Origin of the sequence: Sinorhizobium kostiense (assembly GCF_017874595.1) — a bacterium.
GTDB lineage: Bacteria > Pseudomonadota > Alphaproteobacteria > Rhizobiales > Rhizobiaceae > Sinorhizobium > Sinorhizobium kostiense.
The window spans coordinates 1,283,599-1,304,334 of sequence record NZ_JAGILA010000002.1 but is presented as its reverse complement, the minus strand read 5'-3'; the positions used below and the strand labels follow the sequence as shown (position 1 = coordinate 1,304,334).

General features: G+C 63.4%; 21 protein-coding genes. 12 read left to right on the top strand and 9 right to left on the bottom strand.

Annotated features, from left to right (window positions below; all coding sequences use genetic code 11):
• Window positions 1-85 precede the first annotated feature (85 nt).
• A complete protein-coding gene (locus J2Z31_RS12600; protein ID WP_209602215.1) occupies window positions 86-1,939 on the bottom strand; it encodes an extracellular solute-binding protein in 1,854 nt (617 codons plus the stop codon).
• A 189-nt stretch (window positions 1,940-2,128) separates the two neighbouring features.
• Here J2Z31_RS12600 and mepA point away from each other — a divergent pair, with 189 nt between their 5' ends.
• From mepA to J2Z31_RS12570, 6 genes are all read left to right on the top strand, one after another.
• Window positions 2,129-3,193 (top strand): penicillin-insensitive murein endopeptidase, encoded by a 1,065-nt coding sequence (gene mepA, locus J2Z31_RS12595; protein ID WP_209602214.1) that lies wholly within the window; start codon window positions 2,129-2,131, stop codon window positions 3,191-3,193.
• A gap of 233 nt (window positions 3,194-3,426) precedes the next feature.
• Window positions 3,427-3,807 (top strand): methylglyoxal synthase, encoded by a 381-nt coding sequence (locus J2Z31_RS12590; protein WP_209602213.1) that lies wholly within the window; start codon window positions 3,427-3,429, stop codon window positions 3,805-3,807.
• Window positions 3,808-3,854: 47 nt separating this feature from the next.
• Entirely contained in the window at window positions 3,855-4,871 is a 1,017-nt protein-coding gene (locus J2Z31_RS12585; RefSeq protein WP_209602212.1) for a glucokinase, read from the top strand.
• A gap of 176 nt (window positions 4,872-5,047) precedes the next feature.
• Window positions 5,048-6,853: an ABC transporter ATP-binding protein gene (locus J2Z31_RS12580; RefSeq protein ID WP_209602211.1), complete on the top strand. Its 1,806-nt coding sequence runs from the start codon at window positions 5,048-5,050 to the stop codon at window positions 6,851-6,853.
• A 16-nt stretch (window positions 6,854-6,869) separates the two neighbouring features.
• Window positions 6,870-7,688 carry a 4-hydroxy-tetrahydrodipicolinate reductase gene (dapB, locus tag J2Z31_RS12575; protein WP_209602210.1) on the top strand — a complete coding sequence of 273 codons (819 nt, stop codon included), beginning with the start codon at window positions 6,870-6,872 and terminating at the stop codon, window positions 7,686-7,688.
• Window positions 7,689-7,716: 28 nt separating this feature from the next.
• Window positions 7,717-8,352: a 2,3-bisphosphoglycerate-dependent phosphoglycerate mutase gene (locus J2Z31_RS12570; RefSeq protein ID WP_209602209.1), complete on the top strand. Its 636-nt coding sequence runs from the start codon at window positions 7,717-7,719 to the stop codon at window positions 8,350-8,352.
• 173 nt (window positions 8,353-8,525) lie between these two features.
• Here J2Z31_RS12570 and J2Z31_RS12565 read toward each other — a convergent pair whose 3' ends face one another.
• Complete coding sequence (locus J2Z31_RS12565) at window positions 8,526-9,398, bottom strand: methylated-DNA--[protein]-cysteine S-methyltransferase (protein WP_209602208.1); 873 nt, start codon at window positions 9,396-9,398, stop codon at window positions 8,526-8,528.
• A gap of 173 nt (window positions 9,399-9,571) precedes the next feature.
• Entirely contained in the window at window positions 9,572-10,069 is a 498-nt protein-coding gene (locus tag J2Z31_RS12560; protein WP_209602207.1) for a DUF2244 domain-containing protein, read from the bottom strand.
• Window positions 10,070-10,091: 22 nt separating this feature from the next.
• Between J2Z31_RS12560 and nth the strand changes: the two genes are divergently transcribed.
• Window positions 10,092-10,862 (top strand): endonuclease III, encoded by a 771-nt coding sequence (nth, locus tag J2Z31_RS12555; protein WP_209602206.1) that lies wholly within the window; start codon window positions 10,092-10,094, stop codon window positions 10,860-10,862.
• 123 nt (window positions 10,863-10,985) lie between these two features.
• Here nth and J2Z31_RS12550 read toward each other — a convergent pair whose 3' ends face one another.
• Window positions 10,986-11,576, bottom strand: a complete 591-nt coding sequence (locus J2Z31_RS12550; protein WP_209602205.1) for a TetR/AcrR family transcriptional regulator — start codon at window positions 11,574-11,576, stop codon at window positions 10,986-10,988.
• A gap of 66 nt (window positions 11,577-11,642) precedes the next feature.
• Between J2Z31_RS12550 and J2Z31_RS12545 the strand changes: the two genes are divergently transcribed.
• Both J2Z31_RS12545 and J2Z31_RS12540 read left to right on the top strand, forming a co-directional pair.
• Window positions 11,643-12,068 (top strand): VOC family protein, encoded by a 426-nt coding sequence (locus J2Z31_RS12545; protein ID WP_209602204.1) that lies wholly within the window; start codon window positions 11,643-11,645, stop codon window positions 12,066-12,068.
• Between the two features lie 87 nt (window positions 12,069-12,155).
• Entirely contained in the window at window positions 12,156-13,148 is a 993-nt protein-coding gene (locus tag J2Z31_RS12540; RefSeq protein ID WP_209602203.1) for an adenosine kinase, read from the top strand.
• 111 nt (window positions 13,149-13,259) lie between these two features.
• Here J2Z31_RS12540 and J2Z31_RS12535 read toward each other — a convergent pair whose 3' ends face one another.
• Window positions 13,260-13,811: an SH3 domain-containing protein gene (locus J2Z31_RS12535; RefSeq protein WP_209602202.1), complete on the bottom strand. Its 552-nt coding sequence runs from the start codon at window positions 13,809-13,811 to the stop codon at window positions 13,260-13,262.
• Between the two features lie 185 nt (window positions 13,812-13,996).
• Between J2Z31_RS12535 and J2Z31_RS12530 the strand changes: the two genes are divergently transcribed.
• Window positions 13,997-15,001: a 2-hydroxyacid dehydrogenase gene (locus J2Z31_RS12530; protein ID WP_209602201.1), complete on the top strand. Its 1,005-nt coding sequence runs from the start codon at window positions 13,997-13,999 to the stop codon at window positions 14,999-15,001.
• On the opposite strand, the gene J2Z31_RS12525 is transcribed toward J2Z31_RS12530, so the two are convergent.
• From J2Z31_RS12525 to recF, 3 genes are read right to left on the bottom strand one after another with little or no spacing between them, the layout of a single operon-like run.
• Window positions 14,998-15,471, bottom strand: a complete 474-nt coding sequence (locus J2Z31_RS12525; protein ID WP_209602200.1) for a GNAT family N-acetyltransferase — start codon at window positions 15,469-15,471, stop codon at window positions 14,998-15,000. The two genes, J2Z31_RS12530 and J2Z31_RS12525, sit on opposite strands and share 4 nt — an antisense overlap.
• Entirely contained in the window at window positions 15,471-16,226 is a 756-nt protein-coding gene (locus J2Z31_RS12520; RefSeq protein WP_209602199.1) for a molybdopterin-synthase adenylyltransferase MoeB, read from the bottom strand. Before J2Z31_RS12520 ends, J2Z31_RS12525 begins: the two co-directional genes overlap by 1 nt.
• A gap of 53 nt (window positions 16,227-16,279) precedes the next feature.
• Complete coding sequence (recF, locus tag J2Z31_RS12515) at window positions 16,280-17,404, bottom strand: DNA replication/repair protein RecF (RefSeq protein ID WP_209602198.1); 1,125 nt, start codon at window positions 17,402-17,404, stop codon at window positions 16,280-16,282.
• 244 nt (window positions 17,405-17,648) lie between these two features.
• Between recF and J2Z31_RS12510 the strand changes: the two genes are divergently transcribed.
• Window positions 17,649-18,284: a DUF1326 domain-containing protein gene (locus tag J2Z31_RS12510; RefSeq protein ID WP_209602197.1), complete on the top strand. Its 636-nt coding sequence runs from the start codon at window positions 17,649-17,651 to the stop codon at window positions 18,282-18,284.
• A 4-nt stretch (window positions 18,285-18,288) separates the two neighbouring features.
• On the top strand, window positions 18,289-19,191 hold the full coding sequence (locus J2Z31_RS12505; protein WP_209602310.1) for a DUF2182 domain-containing protein: 903 nt from the start codon (window positions 18,289-18,291) through the stop codon (window positions 19,189-19,191).
• 184 nt (window positions 19,192-19,375) lie between these two features.
• Here J2Z31_RS12505 and dnaJ read toward each other — a convergent pair whose 3' ends face one another.
• Window positions 19,376-20,515: a molecular chaperone DnaJ gene (dnaJ, locus tag J2Z31_RS12500; RefSeq protein ID WP_209602196.1), complete on the bottom strand. Its 1,140-nt coding sequence runs from the start codon at window positions 20,513-20,515 to the stop codon at window positions 19,376-19,378.
• Window positions 20,516-20,736: the final 221 nt, after the last annotated feature.

Sequence of the window (20,736 nt, the reverse complement as noted above, 5' to 3'; positions counted from 1 at the left end):
CGTCGCATCCTGCCGATTTCGTCCCGCAGCTTGAGTGATTCGTTCCGGGCATTTGGAATCGAGAGAGGCCCCGAGTGCAAGTGCTTCATTGGCTCGCGGCGTTCTTGGACCACCACACATCGGGGAAGCCGAGTCCGTATTTCGGCAGTTCTTGCGGCCGGTCCAGCTTGTCCCAGTAGGCGATTTGGGCGGCCATTTTGTAGTAGAGCGGGATGACGTAATTATGGGCGAGCAGTACACGATCGAGCGCCTTGGTGGCGGCAACCAGCGTGTCCCGATCCTTTGCGAAAATGACGCGCTGGATCAGCGCGTCGACGCCGGGGTCGGAAATGCCTGCATAATTGCGCGAACCCTCACGTGTGGCGGCTTCCGATCCCCAGTAATCCGCCTGTTCGTTTCCGGGGCTCAAGGTCTGGCCCCAGACTTCCCAGGTCATGTCGTAGTCGAAGCTGCGCTCGCGGTTGGTATATTGCGACGGGTCGACGGTGCGCACGCGGGCCTCGATGCCGATCCGTTTCAAGTTCTGCGCATAGGGCAAGGCAACCCGCTCGAGCGCCGGGCTGCTCAACAGGATCTCGAAAGAGAAAGGCTTGCCCGTCGCCGTATTCACCATTCGGTTGCCTTTGAGCTCGAACCCGGCCTGCTTGAGGAGTTCGATTGCCTCGCGCAGATTCTCGCGTGCCTTTTGCGGCGTGCCGCCGACCGGGTTCCTGTAAGGCGTGGTGAACACTTCCGGCGGCACGAGGTCCTTGACCTCGTTCAGGATCTCCAGTTCCTTGCCTTGCGGCAGACCGGATGAAGCGAGTTCCGTGCCGAAGAAGAAGCTGTCGACGCGCTGATACTGGTTGAAGAAAACCGTGCGGTTCAACTCCTCGAAGTCCAAGGCATAGTTCAGTGCCTGGCGCACTCTCTCGTCATCGAAGGGCTCGCGGCGCATGTTCGGGACCATCGCCTGCATAACGCCCGTTGCCCGGAAGGGATTGGGGACTTCCTCACGTTTGACGCGGCCTTCTTTCGCTGCCGGAAAATCGAAGCCGGTCGCCCAGCGCATCGCCTGGTTCTCACGCCAGAAATCGACGTTGCCGGAGCGGAACGCCTCGAACTCGACGTCGCGATCCCCGAAGAAGGAATAGGTGATCGAATCGAAATTGTTCTGCCCGATATTGACGTTCAGCGAAGCGCCCCAGTAATCCCGCCGGCGCTCGTAACGGACGGTTCCGCCGGGCGAGAAGGATGCGATGCGATAGGGGCCTGACCCCATGACCGGTTCAAGCGTCGTTCGGGAGATGTCGCGCGGCTTGCCGTCCGGCCCGGTGCCCTCCCACCAGTGCTTCGGCACGATCAGGATCTGTCCGAGAATTTGCGGCAGTTCGCGATTGTTCTTTTCGTCGAAGTGGAAAGTGACGTCCCGGTCCCCCGTCTTCTCCGCCTTGACGACATGGCCATAATAGCTCTGATAGAGCGGGTTTAGTTCCTTCGCCTTGTCGAAGCTGAAGACGACGTCGTCCGGCGTCACCGGCTTGCCGTCGGCCCACTTCGCCTCCTGCCTCAGCCGGAACGTCGCCGAAGAAATGTCGTCGGGAAAAGAGACGCTTTCTGCCAGGAGCCCGTAGGCCGTCGAAATCTCGTCCTCCGCCGGTTTCATGAGCGTGTCGAAAACGAGCGCCAGACCGACCGCCGTTTCGCCCTTCACCAAGAGCGGATTGAAAGTGTCGAAGGTGCCCGTCTGCGATAGCCTGAGCTCTCCGCCCTTCGGAGCCGCCGGATTCACATAGTCGAAATGGGCAAAGCCCGGCGGATATTTGAGCTCGTCGACAAGCGACAGCCCATGATGCCAGGCGGGCTGCTCTTGAGCCACTGCCGATGGCATCAGAAGCAGGGACATGGCCAGGAACGCGGTCGCAAACTTCATTCTTCCAGCACCGCCAATGTCCAGCATCCCGTCGTTTCTCCTTGTATTTTCGATTATTCTTGTAAACCAGAATAGGCGAAATCGCGGCAATTGACAGGACCTGCCCAAAATCAGACCGATTTTTTCGGTCACATCGCGGTGAGTCGCAAGGCTGATGCAACCGCGGCGCACGAAGATGGGCAGCGCATGTTGCGCGTGCTGCCGATGGGGGATTGAATGGGATTTGATACGCGCGCAGCGATTGTTCGCTGCGGTTCCGCGCTTCTGAGCTTGGTCGTAACGGCCGCTATCTTGGCGGCAGATGCGGTTGCAGCCGACAGCACGCCCGCCAAGGAGCTCTTCGGTGCAAAGGCGCTGCCGACGCAATCGGCGCCGACCTCCTATGGCTTCTATTCCAAGGGCTGCCTTGCCGGCGGCATTGCCATTCCCACCGACGGACCGACATGGCAGGCCATGCGGCTGTCGCGCAACCGCCGCTGGGGCCACCCTCGGATGATTGCGCTGATCGAGCGCCTCTCCCATGACGCAGCCGACAAGATCGGCTGGCCGGGCCTCCTCCTTGGTGATATCTCGCAACCGCGTGGCGGTCCGATGCTCTCCGGCCACGCCTCGCATCAGATCGGACTCGACGCCGACATTTGGCTGACGCCAATGCCGAAGCGGACGCTGAGCTACGACGAGCGCGAAACGATTTCGGCGACCTCGATGCTCGACAAGAACAGGTTTCTGACGATCGACCCGTCCGCCTGGACGCCGGCCCATGCGCGGCTGATCATGCTGGCGGCAAGCTACCGGGAGGTGGAGCGGATCTTCGTCAACCCGGCAATCAAGAAGAAGCTCTGCGATACCTGGAAAGGCGACCGCTCGGCGCTTGGCAAGGTGCGGCCGATCTATGGCCACGACTATCATTTCCACATCCGTATCAAATGCCCGGCAGGGTCAGAGGGCTGCAAGGACCAGGCGGCCGTGCCCGCCGGAGACGGCTGCGACAAGTCGCTTGCCTGGTGGTTCACCGACGAGCCCTGGGCGAAGCCGACGAAGAAGCCCGAAAAGCCCGTAAAACCGAAATACGCGACGCTTTCCGATTTGCCGAAGGCCTGCGCTCTGGTGCTGAACGGGCCGGCTCCGGCCTCCGAACTGCAGGCGACCCATGGCACCGCCTATCGTACTGCGGCCGCTGTGCCTGCTGCTCAGACCAGCATCGAGGCGATCATCGGTGCCGCGGAAGAGGCGCCGCTTGCAAATATCCCGGTGCCCTCGCCACGGCCGGCGCTGCATTAGTTTCTTTGGGAAAGGGCAGGCCCGCCCGCCGCCCTAGTCCACTCCCTTCAAACCGTGATCCTCGGGCTTGACCTGGGCACGCCCGAGGATGGAGTCTCGCAGCAGTTCAAAGGATAAGGGCGGGGTATTGCCTTTCCAATTTCCCCGGCCTCATGTATAGGGCATTCAAATCGATTTAAACAACGTAGCCGGGCCTATGGCGTCCGGCTCCTCATGAGCCCCGGGGAGGCCCCATGGCAGATCGCAAATGCCTCGCACTGATCGCCCATGATCAGAAGAAGGACGATCTCGCCGCCTTTGCCAAGGCAAATGAGGCAGTTCTCGCCGGATGGAAGATCGTCGCGACCGGAACGACGGGCGGCCGCGTCCTCGAAGCCTGCGCCGGGCTCGACGTGACCCGGCTCAAAAGCGGCCCGCTTGGCGGCGACCAGCAGATCGGCGCGCTGATAGCCACCGGCGACGTGGACTGCCTGATCTTCTTCGTCGATCCGCTGACGCCAATGCCGCACGACGTCGACGTCAAGGCGCTGATGCGGCTCGCGATCGTCTACGATATCCCGATGGCGCTCAATCGCGCGACGGCCGAACAGTTGATCGACTTCAGGCGCAGCTGATACACATTCCGGAACTTCTCATAGCCCGCGATCAGGACGATCTTGCCATGCCCATTGCGAGTGACCAGACCTTTCCCTTTCCGCTGCTGATCGGCGACATCGGCGGCACGAACGCCCGCTTCGCATTGCTTGACGACGCAAAGTCCGAGCCGCGGCAGCTGCCCCCTGTCAAGACCGCCGATTTCGAGACCATCGAGGCGGCGCTGAAGAGCATTCTCGGTCTAAACGCCGCGCGTCCGCGTTCGGCGATCCTCGCTCTCGCCGGCCCGATCCAGGGCGATGAAGTCCCGCTGACCAATGCCGACTGGGTGATCCGGCCGAAGGACATGCTCGCGAGCCTCGGGCTCTCGGACGTGCTTCTGATCAACGACTTTGAAGCGCAGGCGCTGGCCGTTGCCGCTCCGGCCGATGAGGATCTGGTGCAGATCGGCGGCGGCGAGATCCTTCCGCACAGTTCGCGTGTCGTTCTTGGGCCCGGAACCGGGCTCGGCGTTGCCGGCATGGTGTTCGCGCAAGGCATCTGGATCCCGGTTCCCGGCGAAGGTGGCCATGTCGACATCGGGCCGAGCACGGAGCGCGATTTTCAGATCTGGCCCTTCCTCGAGCCGATCGAAGGGCGCATGGCCCGTGAACAGATTCTGTGCGGGCGCGGTATCATGAATCTCTATCGCGCCGTCTGTGCGGCCGACGGTATCGATCCGGCGCTGAAGGATCAGGCGGAAGTGACGACGGCGGCGCTTTCCGGTGCCGATGCCGCAGCGGTCGAGACGCTGTCGCTATTCTCTACCTATCTCGGGCGCGTCGCCGGCGACATGGCGCTGATCTTCATGGCGCGGGGCGGGGTGTTCCTTGGCGGCGGCATCACGCAGAAGATCCTGCCGGCATTGATGAAGCCGGAATTCCGCGCCGCCTTCGAGGACAAGGCCCCGCACTCGGCGCTGATGCGCACGATTGCGACCTTCGCTGTCGTCCATCCGATGGCGGCACTCGCCGGTCTTGCCGCCTTTGCGCGCAGGCCCGGCACCTTCGGTGTTGCAACAGAGGGACGGCGCTGGAGAAGCTGACGCGTTGACCGGGGCAAAGACTCGCCAAAGCGACTCCAAACCACTATAGAGCCCCCGACACGTGGCGCCGGCGTGCGGCAGCCACTGCAGGTGGCGCCGCGCGTTTCATCGGACGCGCAAAGATCGCTGCAGCACTTGAGCGGCTGCGGAAACATGCGTTAGGGAAGACGGGCCTGTTGAAAGCCGGGAACAGAAAAGACCGCCAAGTCGACTCCGAGACGATCAGCGGAATCCTCAGGCGCATCATTGCCGAGAACGGACGCGACCATATTGGCGGCTATGCCTTTGCCATTGGCTGCCTGGTGGTGGTGGCGACAACGACCGGTTTTACCGCCTGGATCATGGAGACCGTGGTCAACGAGGCCTTCGCCAACAAGCGCGCCGACATCGTCCTCTTGATCTGCGGCGCCATCTTCTTCGCGTTCCTGCTGCGCGGCCTCGCCACCTACGGCCAGGCCGTGGCGCTGTCGAAGATCGGCAACAATATCGTCGCGCGCTATCAGCGGCGGCTTTATGCGCACCTGATGGCGCTCAGCGTCGGCTATTTCCAGGACCACCGCTCGGCGCAGTTCTCCGCGAAGATCAGCCAGAACGTCAGCGGCATCCGTGACGTGCTCAACATGACGGTGACGTCGATCGCGCGCGATCTTCTGACCTTGATCGGTCTCATCGGCGTCATGTTCAGCAAGGACTGGCTGCTTTCGCTCCTCGTATTCTTCGTTGCGCCGCCTTTGCTTCTCGGCCTCAGATATGTGTCCAAGCGGCTGCGCGCGGCGACGCGCGAGGCCGTCGAAGTCAACAGCCGCGTTCTCGGCGCGATGCAGGAAACCATCCAGGGCATTTCCATCGTCAAGGCTTTCACGATGGAACACGAGTTGCGCCGCAAGGTCGAGGCGATCATCGACCGGGCCGAGAACCGCGCCAATCGCATCGCGCGATTGAGCGAGCGCACGGCGCCGATGACCGAAACCTTCGCGGGATTGGCGATCTCGAGCGTGCTTGCCTATGCCGCCTTTCGCACGATCTACAGCAACATACCACCGGGCGCCTTCTTCGCCTTCGTTGCCGCGCTGCTGATGGCCTATGATCCGGCACGGCGCCTGGCGCGTCTGCAGGTCTCTCTGGAGCGCGCCGCCGTCAACGCCCGAATGATCTACGAGATTCTCGATACGGTGCCGCACCAGCGCGATCGACCGGATGCGACTGAACTGACGATTCACGAAGCGACAGTCGAGCTGCGCGAAGTCCGTTTCGCCTACGGCAGTGGTGACGAGATCCTGAAAGGCGTCAGCTTCCGTGCCGAGGGCGGCAAGACGACCGCGCTCGTCGGCCCCTCGGGCGCCGGAAAATCGACCATCATCAGTCTCATTCCGCGCTTCTACGATCCTAAGTCGGGTCAGATCCTCATCGACGGCCAGGACATCGCCACCGTCACCAAGCAGTCTCTGCGCAACGGGCTCGCCTATGTCTCGCAGCAGCCATATCTCTTCGAGGGCTCGATCCGCGACAATATCCGCTACGGCCGACCCGACGCCACGGACGCGGAAATCGAGGAAGCGGCGCGGCTTGCCTATGCGCATGAATTCATACTGGCCCAGCCGCAGGGCTATGACACGCCGGTCGGCGAGCATGGCGTGACGCTCTCAGGCGGTCAACGCCAGCGCCTTTCGATCGCCCGCGCGCTCGTGCGCAATGCGCCCATCCTTCTCCTCGACGAAGCCACCTCGGCGCTCGACACCGAATCGGAAGCCGCGGTCCAGAAGGCGCTAGACCGGGCGATGAGCGGCCGTACCGTCATCGTCATCGCTCACCGCCTCTCCACCATCGTCAACGCCGACAAGATCCTCGTGATGAAGGATGGCCGGGTGGTGGAGGAAGGCACGCATGAGGAGCTTGCACGCCGTGCGGACGGGCTCTACGCTCGCCTGCACAATCTGCAAGGCCACGGCCCGGATGTGAGCGCCGGGGCCGAAATCCTGTAAGAACGAGGGAATTTCGATGGGCGAAACGGAGATGAAGCTCGTGGTCGTCGGCGCGGGCGGCCGAATGGGCCAGACGCTGATCCGGGCCGTCCATGCCATGGATGGCGTGCGGCTTCACGCGGCGATCGGACGGCCGGGCTCGCCCTATATCGGGCGAGATGCCGGCGAACTCGCCGGTCTTGGATCGATCGGCGTTCCCGTGACCGATGAGCCGCTGGAGGCCTTCCTGCATGCCGACGGGGTGCTCGATTTCACGTCTCCGGCAAGCTCGGTCGAATTCGCCGGGCTCGCCGCGCAAGCACGAATCGTCCACGTCATCGGCACGACCGGATGGTCGGCGGAGGATGAGGCGAAGATCCTCGCCGCCGCCCGCCATGCCCGCATCGTCAAGTCCGGCAATATGAGCCTCGGCGTCAACCTGCTCGGCGTGCTGGCGGAAAAAGCGGCGCGCGCGCTTCCCGCTGCCCAGTGGGACATCGAGATTCTCGAAATGCACCACAAACATAAGGTCGACGCCCCCTCCGGCACCGCTCTTCTGTTGGGCGAGGCGGCAGCGAAGGGGCGCGGCATCGACCTTGAGAACCACTCCGTTCGCGTGCGTGACGGTCACACCGGGGCCCGGCAACAGGGCACGATCGGCTTTGCCACCTTGCGCGGCGGCTCCGTCATCGGCGAACACTCCGTTATGCTTGCCGGTGAGGGCGAGATGGTGACGCTTTCGCATAGCGCCACGGATCGCTCGATCTTCGCGCGCGGCGCCGTCACGGCAGCGCTCTGGGGTCGCGGTCAGAAACCCGGTCTCTATTCCATGCTCGACGTTCTCGGGCTCAACTGACGTCAACATCTACTAGAGGAAATCGACAATGAGCGGCACACTCGTCCTCGTCCGGCACGGCCAGAGCGACTGGAACCTGAAGAACCTGTTCACCGGCTGGCGCGACCCGGACCTGACCGAACTCGGCGTCGAGGAGGCGAAGGCCGGCGGCAAGGCGCTCGCCGACTACGGCATCAAGTTCGACATCGCCTTTACCTCCGCGCTCGTGCGCGCCCAGCGCACCTGCGAGATCGTGCTTGATGCCGTCGGGCAATCCTCGCTTAAGACCATCCGTGACCAGGCGCTGAACGAGCGCGATTACGGTGAACTTTCGGGGCTCAACAAGGACGATGCCCGCAAGAAATGGGGCGAGGAGCAGGTCCACATCTGGCGCCGGTCCTACGACGTGCCGCCGCCCGGCGGCGAGAGCCTGCGCGACACCGGCGCTCGGGTCTGGCCCTATTACCTCACCGATATCCTGCCGCGGGTGCTTTCCGGTGAGAAGGTGCTGGTTGCCGCCCATGGCAACTCGCTGCGCTCGCTCGTCATGGTGCTCGACCGTCTTACCAAGGAACAGGTGCTGAACCTCAATCTCGCGACCGGCGTGCCGATGGTCTACAAGCTGAAGGCGGATTCCACGGTCGCTTCGAAGGAAGTTCTCGGCGACATGTCGGGGGCGCACTGATACCCTGCATTAAGGGGTGATTTGGTGGCGATTTGCCTCTCACCCTAGCCCTCTCCCCGCAGGCGGGGAGAGGGGACCGAAACGCTGCGGCAAGTCCCTTCTCCCCGCGGCGGGGAGAAGGTCGCGGCAGGGGGATGTGGGGCAAGTCCGCGGGGGCGGCCCCTTTCTCAAGCTCACACCTTTCCCGCTTCCCATCCAAGAATCGCGCGCTTTCGCGTCAATCCCCAATGGTAGCCGGTGAGTTCGCCGCCTTTGCCCAGGGCGCGGTGGCAGGGCACGACGAAGGAGATCGGGTTGCGGCCGATGGCCGCGCCGACGGCGCGAGATGCCGCGGGCTGGCCGATCTCCTCGGCGATGTTCGAATAGGTGGTGGCCTTGCCGAACGGCACCTTCAACAGCGCCTGCCAGACCCTCACCTGGAAATCGGAGCCAATCAAGAATATCCGCAGTGGCTCCTCGGCGCACCACCGGTCCGGGTCGAAGATGCGCGCGGCGTAGCGGGCCGTCGCGGCACTGTCTTCGACATAAGCGGCATTCGGCCAGCGCCACGCCATGTCATCGAAACTTGCGCGCTCCTCGCCGGGGTCGGCAAAGGCGAGGCCGGCAAGGCCGCGTTCGGTGACCATCACCAGCGCCGTTCCGAAGGGCGAGGGATGATAGCCGTAGCGGATGGTGAGGCCGGTGCCGCGCGCCTTCCATTCGCCCGGCGACATGGCTTCATGGGTAACGAAAAGATCGTGAAGCCGTCCCGGACCGGAGAGGCCGACCTCGATGCTCGTTTCGAGCAGCGGCATGTCCTGCTCTCGCAGCAGTCGCTTGGCGTGGTCGAGCGTCACCGCCTGCAGAAAGGCTTTGGGCGAGAGCCCCGCCCAGCGAGTGAAGACCTTCTGCAATTGGGTCGGCGACTGGCCAAGGCGGCGGGCGATCGCCTCGAGCGACGGCTGATCGCGATAGTCCTCCGTGAGCATCTCGATCACGCTCCTGACCGTTTCGTAGTCGGTGCCGTCCGGGGTGATGTCGGTCGGAATGGATGTGGCGACGTTCATGGCTCATCTCCTGGACGATGATGATTTCAGGTCCGATCGACCTAGAATCATAAACGTGATCGGTTCTAAGAAGTCAGCGCCGGATGCGGGTCCGGTCCCGCGCTGGCATGCCTCAGCTAACCACTGGGGAGAGCGAATGACCACCCGATTCCTGTTCAGTGTGATGACCGCGATCAGCGCGACCTGGCCGCCGCCAGTGCGCGGGCGAAGGCGGCGGCAAAGCTTTCGCGGTCGTCGGGGTTGAGGAAGGAGCCGATGTCGGTCTGTCGGCCGCCGCCGCTGATCATCATGGAGATTATGCCGACCTCTTGATGGCGCTTGATGCTGAAGCGCGTCCAGAAGGTGTTGAAGCGATGCTCCGTCACCCGTCCTGACGGGGCGAACTTCTTCACGGAAACGTCGGTGCGCGAAACGCTGACCTCCTCGCGGGCGCGACCCGCGTGATAGTTGAGCCAGAAGGCACCGAAGAGCAGCACGAAATCCAGCCCGAAGAAGAAGACGATCGGCCATGCGCCGATGACGAGAAAGACGAGGATGTGCACCAGGCTCATCGCGCCGGCGATCATAAGGAGGATTTTGAAGCCTCTGCGACCGAGGGAGCGGTAAGGCGTGAGCTCGGCGGCGAAGATCGGCTGGTCGTTGACATGTGGCGCAGCGTTGCCTTCGATCATAAGCAATGACTATAGATGCCACATGAAAAACGTCAAATCACCGTCACCATCTCGCAGGTCGAAGGCAGCCCCCGCCCGCCGCGCAAGCACGCGACAGCGCAGCGCCTACAAGGTCGCCGAGGTCGAGGAGATCTTCCGCCGCTTTTCGGTGCAGCGCCCTGAACCGAAGGGCGAACTCGAGCACGTCAATCCCTTCACGCTCGTGGTCGCGGTTGCGCTTTCGGCGCAGGCCACCGATGCCGGCGTCAACAAGGCGACCCGGCCGCTCTTCGCCGTCGCCGACACGCCGGAAAAAATGCTGGCGCTCGGCGAGGAGCGGCTTCGCGACTACATCAAGACGATCGGCCTCTACCGCAACAAGGCGAAGAACGTCATTGCGCTCAGCGAAAAGCTGATCGCCGACTTCGGCGGTGAGGTGCCGCGCACGCGCGAGGAATTGATCACGCTACCGGGCGTCGGTCGCAAGACCGCCAATGTCGTCTTGCAGATGGCCTTCGGCCAGGCGGCGATCGCTGTCGACACGCACATCTTCCGGATCGCCAACCGCATCCGGCTTGCGCCCGGAAAGACGCCGGATGAGGTCGAGCTGCATCTCCTTCGCGTCATCCCCGAGAAATATCTCTTCCATGCGCATCATTGGCTGATCCTGCATGGCCGCTATGTCTGCAAGGCACGACGGCCGGAATGCGAGCGCTGCGTCATCGCCGACCTGTGCAAGTCGCCCGAGAAGACCTGCGATATCCCCGCTCCGCTCGTCGAATTGCCGCCGCAAGTCATTCCCGTCCCCGGCTAGCGCATCGGCCCGAAATTCGGAACCGATTTTCGGGAAGCCCGATGCGTATATTCAAGGACTTACAGCGTCCTTTGTGCGTCCTGAAGGGCTGACGGCGCTGTAATGGCCGGCGCAGAGCGGAACTCATGGAGCGATCAGGCGATCGATCAGCCTGTCAATCGCATAGGCATAGTCGGCCCGCGCGGCACCGGCATCGATCTCGAGCGCGGCCCGGTCGAAAGCCGCCGAGAGCAGAAACGCCATCGCCTTGATGGCTTTCTTCTCCAAACCTTGCGGCGCCATGGCGGCGACCAGGCCCTCCTCCAGTGTCCTGCCTCCGTGCGCAGCATCGATCGTCGCCATTTCGCCGACGCCCAGGACTGCAGGGCCGTCGAGCAGCAGCAGGCGCACCCGCCCGGGGACTGCCATGGCGTCGAAATAGGCGGCGGCACCGGCGAGCAGCGCCTCCCGCGGCGGAAGGCCTTCGACCGTCGACCGCTCGATCGAGCTTGCGACCTCGCGCGCCTCCCGTTCGATCAACGCCCGAAATAGCGCCTTCTTGTCTTGAAAGTGATGGTAGAGCGCCCCGCGGGTCAGCCCCGCGGCGGCGACGATCTCCGGCGTTGGCGTTTCCGCATAGCCGCTCTCGATGAACAGGGCACGTGCGGCATCGAGAATCGCGGTCCGGGTCGTGTCGGAGCGCTCGCGGTTCGAACGCCGATGTTTCTGTTGCATACATACACCCTGTATGTTAATTACCTACGTACAGATTGTATGTTAATTTATGGCGGAGTAAAGGGAATGAAAACAACCAGCTATTACCCGGTCATAATGACCGGTGACGTGCAGGCCACATCGGACTTCTACGTTCGGCATTTCCGCTTCGAGCCGCTTTTCACGAGCACCTGGTACGTGCACCTCCAATCGACCGAGGACGAGCATGTGACGCTGGCCATTCTCGATTACAACCATGAGACCGTTCCGGAAACGCATCGAGGGCCCATACGGGGCCTGCTGTTGAATTTCGAAGTCGAGGATCCGGACCAGCTATACGCCGACGTGCAGTCGGCGGGGCTTCCGATCCTCAAGCCGATCTGCGACGAGGCCTTCGGCCAGCGCCACTTCATCACGGCCGATCCGAACGGCGTAATGATCGACATCATCAAACCGATTCCACCAAATGCGGAGTTCGCAGCCGCCTATGAAGCGGCAGCATTGCCGAAATGATTACCTTGCTTTTGTCTTTTGGCTTCCAAACGGTCGCAAAACCGGTATTAACGGTCACCGGCCATACTGGAAACCGGACGGGGGCTCATGACCAGATTCGATGTCCTGACGATCGGCAACGCGATCGTCGATATCATCTCGCGCTGCAACGACAGCTTTCTCCTGGAGAATGGGATCATCAAGGGCGCGATGAACCTCATCGACTCGGAAAGGGCGGAACTGCTCTATTCGCGCATGGGTCCAGCGGTCGAGGCCTCCGGCGGCAGTGCCGGCAACACGGCGGCGGGTGTCGCGAGTCTCGGCGGGCGCGCCGCCTATTTCGGGAAGATCGCCGACGACCAGCTAGGCGAAATCTTCACCCATGATATCCGCGCCCAGGGGGTGCATTTCCAGACAAAGCCGCTCGCGAGCGTGCCGCCGACCGCGCGTTCGATGATCTTCGTGACCGAGGATGGCGAGCGCTCGATGAACACCTATCTCGGGGCATGCGTGGAGCTTGGCCCGGAAGACGTCGAAGCCGACGTGGTGGCGCAGTCGAAGCTGACTTACTTCGAGGGATACCTGTGGGATCCGCCGCGCGCCAAAGACGCGATCCGCGAGGCGGCGCGCATTGCTCACGAGCACGGCCGCGAGACGGCGATGACGCTTTCGGACAGTTTCTGCGTGCACCGCTACCGCGGCGAATTCCTGGAACTGATGCGCTCCGGCACCGTCGACATTGTCTTCGCCAACCGGCAGGAAGCGCTGGCGCTCTACGAAACCGAGGATTTTGATCTCGCCCTGGATAGGCTGGCGAAGGATTGCAAGCTTGCCGCCGTCACCTTGAGCGAGGAGGGTTCCGTCGTCCTCTGCGGCAACGAACGCGTTCGCGTTCGCGCTAACGCCGTGGAGGAAGTCGTCGATACAACGGGGGCCGGCGATCTCTATGCAGCCGGCTTCCTCTTTGGCTACACGAACGGCCGTTCGCTCGAAGATTGCAGCCGGCTCGGCAATCTGGCCGCAGGCATCGTGATCGGGCAGATCGGCCCGCGGCCCTTGGTGTCCCTCGCCGATGCCGCCCGGCGAGCCGCACTCGTCTGATGCATTTGCGTTCGCACCTCGCCGCGCATTCCATGTTGCGGCGCGCGACGCGCCTTGCCACGACACAATAACAGCTCAGGTCAGATCGGCCAGTATCCACTGCCGCTGGTTTTACTTGAAGGCTTCACCCGGATAGGCGCCCCAGATCTCGTTCTGAGCGATCCAGCCCTCGACGCCTTGGGTTTCGGCATGGCACCAGTCGCCGTTGCACTCGCCGATCCGCAGGAACACACCGGGCTCCATGCGGGCGACGATCGGCGCCGTGCCCTGCGGGTCGCGCCTGAGGTTGACGAATACCCCCTCACTTTTGCCCCGCATCCACGGGGCCGCAACGGCGGTGCGCTCGCCCGAAAGCAGCGCCTGGTTCACCCAACCCTCCGTTCCGTCCGCATCTCGGATCCGGCGCCAATTATCGTATTCCTGGATGATCTCGACGGGCACGCCGGATTTGAGATATCGGAAGGCTACCGCATAATCGAGACTCGGGCCGATTCTCAAGTTGACGCTCTTCGCCTTCAGGCTGACGAAGCGGGGGAGGGGCAGTCCGCTTGGGCCCTTGGCTGCCTGTGCATGAGCGCTGGCAGTCATCGCGGCCACTCCGAGGAAGGCGGCCAGTATCAGGACAGAGGCGTTGGAAATGACATGGCGCATGACGAAGCCCATCTTCCATTCGTAAGCGAAGCTTTGCGGCGGCTTTTGCGCGCCCGACCAGACGCGCAGCGCAAATCCCGGACCCGGACAGCGACTTTCAATTGTGTTCCCCACCGGGTCTGTTAGAAATTGCGGCTGTAGGGAGAAACTATCGCCCGACTTGGTTAAGGACTCGTCAACGAGGGCCGCTCGCAAGAATGACAAGCAAGAAAAAGCCAACCGTCTACATCACCCGAAAACTGCCGGACGTCGTCGAAACCCGCATGCGCGAATTGTTTGACGCGGAGTTGAACATCGACGACACGCCGCGCAGTCAGCCGGAGCTGGTCGCCGCGGTGAAGCGGGTCGATGTGCTCGTGCCGACGGTGACGGACCGTGTCGACGCGGCGCTCATCGAGCAGGCAGGGCCGCAGCTCAAGCTGATCGCGGCCTTCTCGAACGGCGTCGACAACATCGACGTAGACGCGGCCGCCCGCAAGGGGATAACCGTCACCAACACGCCGAACGTGCTGACGGAAGATACGGCCGACATGACGATGGCACTCATACTGGCGGTGCCGCGCCGGCTGGCCGAAGGTGCGCGGATACTGACCGACCGCAAGGGAGAATGGGCGGGCTGGTCGCCGACCTGGATGCTCGGGCGGCGGATCGCCGGCAAGCGCATCGGCATCGTCGGCATGGGGCGGATCGGCACCGCCGTCGCTCGTCGGGCCAAGGCCTTTGGTCTTTCGATCCACTATCACAATCGCCACCGCGTCAGCCCGGAAACCGAGGAAATGCTCGAGGCGACCTACTGGGACAGCCTCGATCAGATGCTTGCCCGTGTCGACATCGTCTCCGTCAATTGCCCATCGACGCCCGCGACCTTTCATCTTCTCTCCGCCCGGCGGCTGGCGCTGATGCGCCCGGAGAGCTACATCGTCAACACGGCCCGGGGCGATGTCATCGACGAGGTGGCGATGATCAAGTGCCTGCGCGAGGGCAAGATTGCCGGCGCCGGCCTTGACGTATTCGAGAACGAACCGGCCATCGACCCGAAGCTCATCAAGCTCGCCGGCGAAGGCAAGGTGGTCCTCCTGCCGCATATGAGCTCGGCAACACTCGAAGGCCGCGTCGATATGGGCGAAAAGGTGGTGATCAACATCCGCACCTTCTTCGACGGCCACCGCCCGCCGGACCGGGTGCTGCCGGGGCGGGATTAGAGTACGATCATCTTCTTCATCTCGATCGAGGTCGGGCGCGTGAAACCTGGATGAGCGGAGCGGCCCGCTTCGACGAAGCCCCACGCCGCGAAGATCGCATGATTTTCGGTGAGTTCTATGCGGGTCTGAAGCCTCAGCGCCGGCAGTGAGAGGTTGCGGGCGGTTTGTTCCGCGATGCCGATCAGATGCCGGCCGATCCCCCCTCGCTGCGACGCGGGCGCAACCGCCAACTTGCCGACGTAAAGGCATTCCGGTTCGGGTTTCAGGAAGACGCAGCCGAGCAAATCGCCGCGCTCGATCCCGGCGAATGCGATCTCCACGCTCACCTTCTGGCGCAGCGACTCAGCCGTCAATGCGCGGGCGGAGGAGGGCGGATCGATCCGTCCGTCCATATAAGCGAAGGCGGCGAGGATCAGCGCGAGCAGTTCGTCGTAGCGATCGAAGTCCGGCTCTAATCGAACAGTATCCATCAAGCTCGCCGATAGCGGATCGTCTTGAACTCGGCGGAAAGCGCATCATAGAGCAACAGCCGGCCGACCAGCGGCGCGCCGATGCCGGTGACGAGCTTGATGACTTCCATCGCCTGAAGCGCACCGATGACGCCAGTGAGGGCGCCGACGATGCCGGCTTCGGCGCAGGCAGGCACCGCACCCGGCGGCGGCTTGGTCGGAAAGAGATCGCGGTAGGACGGGAGCAAGTTTCCGCCCGCGTCGGTTTCATAGGGTTTCAACACCGTGACCGAGCCGTCGAAACGGCCGACGGCGCCGGTGACGAGCGCCACGCGGGCTGCTTCCGCCGTATCAGCCGCCAGATAACGTGTTTCGAAGTTGTCCGAGCCGTCGACGACGAGGTCGTACTGGCGGAAAATCGCCTCGGCATTGTCGGGCTGAAGCCTGAGCGCGTGTGGCACGACCCTGACATGCGGGTTGAGCTCCGCGATGGCCTCGGCTGCACTCTCGACCTTCGCCCGACCGATATCGTCGGTGCCGTGAATGATCTGGCGCTGCAGGTTCGATAGCGACACCACGTCGTCATCGACGATTCCGAGGGTACCGATACCGGCGGCGGCGAGATATTGCAGCGCCGGGGCGCCCAGGCCGCCCGCGCCGATGACCAGCACGCGCGCCGCTTTCAGCTTCTGCTGGCCGGCGCCACCGATCTCGGCGAGCACGATATGGCGCGCGTAGCGGGCGATTTCCGAAGAGTCGAGGGTTGCGGCGGTCATCTTCGTCTCCGTCAGGGCATTCGCCAAAGCGGCATCGGGGGCAGGCTCGGATGTCACTCCGAAACGCGGCCGTTTGCAACGGTCAGATAGCGTCCCCGGTCGCCAAGCGCCTCGAACATGGCGGAGTCGGTGCCGGTCATGAAGGCTTGGCCGCCGATTTCGTCGACGCGATCGAAGAGTGCGGCGCGCCGGCTTTGATCGAGATGGGCTGCAATCTCGTCGAGAAGCAGTATCGGGGCGTGGCCGGTCATGTCGCCGACGAGGAGCGCATGAGCAAGCACGAGCCCGACCAGAAGCGCCTTCTGCTCGCCGGTCGAGCAGCGTTCCGCCTCGATGTCCTTTTCCCGGTGGCGGATCAGAAGATCGCTGCGGTGCGGCCCGTCGAGAGTACGGCCGGCGGCGGCATCGCGGGAGCGGCCCTCCTGCAGCATGGCGAGATAGCGTTCTTCGAGATCGTAGGCCGGCAGGCCGTGGCAATCGTCGAGAAAGCCGGCAAGCGACAGGCGCGCCGACGGGAAAGTGCCATCCTCTCGGTTTCGCTCGATGAGGGCAGAAAGCAGGCCGATCATTTCCAATCGGGCAAGCGCCATCGCAACGCCGAGGCTGGCCATCTCGCGTTCGATCGCCGATAGCCAGGCGTGGTCGGGACGGAATTCTGAAAGGAGGCGGTTGCGGCTGCGCATGGCGCGGTCGAATTCGTTCGCGCGCCGGCCGTGTTCCGGGTCGAGGGAGAGCACCAGGCGGTCGAGGAACCGCCGCCGGTCGGCGGACGGGCCGGTAAAGAGTCCATCCATCGCCGGCGTCAGCCAGAGCAGGCGCAGGTGGTCGGTGAGTTCGTCTACCGTACGCGCCGGCGTGGCGTTCAATCTCAAGCGGCGCGACTGCCCCTCGTCGCTGCCCGCGGTACCCGTGCCGATTTCGACCGGGCCCTGCATCCCATCGACGACCGCAAAAACCGAGAAGCCGTCCGCAGCGCCGACCCGGGCGACATCGGAGTAAGCCGCGCGGCGCAGCCCGCGACCGGGTGAAAGAAAGGAGACGGCCTCCATCAGATTGGTCTTGCCCGCCCCGTTCTCGCCGGTCAGCACCACATGGCGCTGGTCGAGATCGAGCGCCAATGCCGCGTAATTGCGAAAGTCATGGAGCTTCAGGCGGGTGATGTAGACCTTGTGGGGCATTGCGGGTCCGGATTCGACGTTCCTGTCAGGTAGGACGAAAGGCGAGCCGAGGCAAGGCGAAAGGGCGCAGCGCCGCTGATCGCTGCCGCCCCTTCTGGCGCAGGCGACAGGTGTCTGCTCGGGTGTGAGGCGGATCTCCCGCGCCCCCGTTGGCATCCGACGTTGCGGGGCGTATATTTTCCCCGCCTGATATATCGCCGCTTCGCAGGAGCTGAAACGAGCATTTGAACGCCGGGAGGAGACGATGGTTGACGTCAAATGGACGATCAAAGGCCGCGAGTTCATTCATTGCAATTGCGCCTATGGCTGCCCCTGCCAATATAATGCGCTGCCCACCCAGGGACACTGCCGCGCCATCGGCGTTGTGGAGATCGAGGAAGGCCATCATGGCGATACCCGACTCGATGGCCTGAGATGCGGCATGATCGTCGTTTGGCCGGGTGCGATCCATGAGGGCGGCGGCGAGGTCGTGCCGATTGTCGACGAGCGTGCTTCAGAAGCGCAACGGGAAGCGTTGTTGCGGATCATGAGCGGCCAGGATACCGAGCCCGGCGCTACTTTTTTCCAGGTATTCTCGACGACCTTCGACAGAATCCACGATCCGGTCTTCGCGCCGATCGAGTTCGACATGGACGTAGAGGGCCGCACGGCGCGTGTGAACGTGCCCGGCTGGATCGAGGCGCGCGGAGAGCCGATCCTTAATCCAGTGAGCGGCGAACCTCACCGCGCTCGCCTCACCCTTCCGAACGGCTTCGAATACGACACCTGCGAAGTGGGGCGCGGCTGGGCCGAGACGAGCGGTCCCCTGATGGTCTCGCTCTCCGATTCGCACGCCCATTTCGCGAAGCTGCATATGACCGAGAGTGGCGTGGTCCACTGACGCCATGGCGGACAGTGCGCTCGAAGCCCTGCTGCGGCGCGACCGTGCGATCGTCGCCGCATCGATTGCTGCCCTGACGGCGCTCGCCTGGATCTACATTCTCCGGCTGGCGGCGATGGACATGCAGGCCATGCCGATGCCGGGCATGGATGCGACCATGCCCATGAATCCGGGCATGGCCATGGACGACATGGCCATGAACGACATGAACATGGACGACACGGACATGGGCAACGAAGCGCGCGGCGGGCCGCTTGAGGCTCTCGGCCTTTCGCCGCGCCCCTGGACTGCGGTCGAGGCCGCGCTGACCCTTGCCATGTGGGTCGTGATGATGGTCGGGATGATGCTTCCCTCGGCCACCCCGATGATCCTGCTCTATGCGCATGTCGGGCGTCATAGCTTGAAGCAGGGCAAGCCTTTTGCCCCGACGGGCTTTTTTGCCGGCGGCTACCTCATCGCCTGGGGAGTCTTTTCACTTGTCGCGACATTCGGCCAATGGCTGATCGAAGAAGCGCTGCTGACGCCGTCGCTTGCGAGCGCGAGCGCGGCCTTCACCGGCGTCGTGCTTGTGGTTGCGGGGCTTTATCAGTGGACGCCGCTCAAGGATGCCTGCCTGAGGCAATGCCAGACACCCGTCGTGTTCCTGCAGACCCATGGCGGCTTCCGCCGTGATCCGCGCGGGTCCCTGGCCCTCGGCTTCCGCCACGGCCTCTACTGCGTCGGCTGCTGCTGGGCGCTCATGGCGCTTCTCTTCGTCGGCGGCATCATGAACGTGCTGTGGATCGCCGCAATCGCGATCTTCGTGCTCCTGGAGAAGCTTACGCCGGCCGGGCGCGTCCTGCCCCGCATCGCCGGCACGGTCCTCCTTGCTCTCGGTCTGTGGCAATTCGTGGCGGCAGCCGCATGATGTCTTGCCGCTTCACCGGCGGGGCGAGGCTCTCGACCCATCAACCCGCCTGCCGGCCACCTTCTCCCCGCAAGCGGGGCGAAGGAGACTCGCGGCACGCGCCCAGTTCCCGCTCCCCGTCTTTACGGGGAGAGGGTTAGTCCTCGGGTTAAACCCGAGGAGAGCGGCAAATTTGAGAGGCTGGTTATTCGCTCAGCGTGTCGAAGAAGTCTTTCATGCGGGAGAAGAATCCGGTCGATTGCGGATTGTTCTCCTTGGACGAGATTTCCTCGAATTCCTGCAGGAGCTCGCGCTGACGCTTGGTGAGCTTCTGGGGCGTCTCGATCTGGATCTGGATGTAGAGATCGCCCATCTGGTTCGAGCGCAGCACCGGCATGCCCTTGCCCTTCAGGCGGAACTGTTTGCCCGCCTGCGTGCCCTCCGGCACGGTAACGCGCGATTTCGTTCCGTCGAGGGTGGTAACGTCGAACTTGCCGCCGAGCGCTGCCGTCGTCATGGAGATCGGTACGCTGCAGTAGAGGTCGGCCCCGTCGCGCTGGTAGAACTCGTGCGGCTTGACCGAGAGGAAGATGTAGAGGTCGCCGGGCGGGCCGCCGCGAAGGCCGGCTTCGCCCTCGCCCGAGAGGCGGATGCGCGTGCCGTCCTCGATGCCGGCCGGAATGTTGACCGATAGTGTGCGCTCCTCCGTGACGCGGCCCTGGCCCTGGCACTTTGTGCAGGGATCGGTGATCGTCTGGCCGCGGCCGCCGCAGGTCGGGCAGGTGCGCTCGATCGAGAAGAAGCCCTGCGCCGCACGGATCCGCCCGCTGCCCTGACAGGTGGAGCAGGTCTTCGGGCTGGTGCCGGGCTTGGCGCCGGTACCGGTACAAACCTCGCAAGTGACCGAAGTCGGCACGCGGATCTGCGCCGTCTTGCCGGTATAGGCCTCCTCGAGCGTGATCTCCATATTGTACCTGAGATCTGCGCCGCGCTCGCGACCGCCGGATGAACGGCGCTGGCGGCCGCCCATCATCTCGCCGAAGATGTCTTCGAAAATATCGGAGAAGCCGTGGGCGCCACCGCCCGCAAAGCCGTTGCCGAAGCCAGCACCCATGCCGCCCTGCTCAAAGGCGGCATGGCCGTAGCGGTCGTAGGCCGCGCGCTTCTGCGGGTCCTTCAACGTCTCGTAGGCCTCGTTGATCTCCTTGAAGCTCCTCTCGGCGTCAGCATCACCGGGGTTGCGATCCGGATGGTACTTCATCGCCAATTTGCGGAAGGCGCTCTTCAGCTCCTTCTCGTCTGCGGTCTTTCCAACACCAAGCGTTTCGTAAAGATCACGTTTCATGCTTCAACAATTGTCCTGTTGACAGGGCCTGCCAGCGCGAAGGATCCGACCGCTGCGAATATCTTGCACAGGATTTAGTAAACCTGAAAGCGCCATACCATAGTCAAGCCGGGCGTCCGAGTGGTTTTTGTCGCAAATATCTCGCTTTTGCTGCCGCCCCCCGGTAACGGGCAATCTTCCCGGCGCGTGAAGCGGGCTGTCGCCCACTCTTCCGCCGGGCT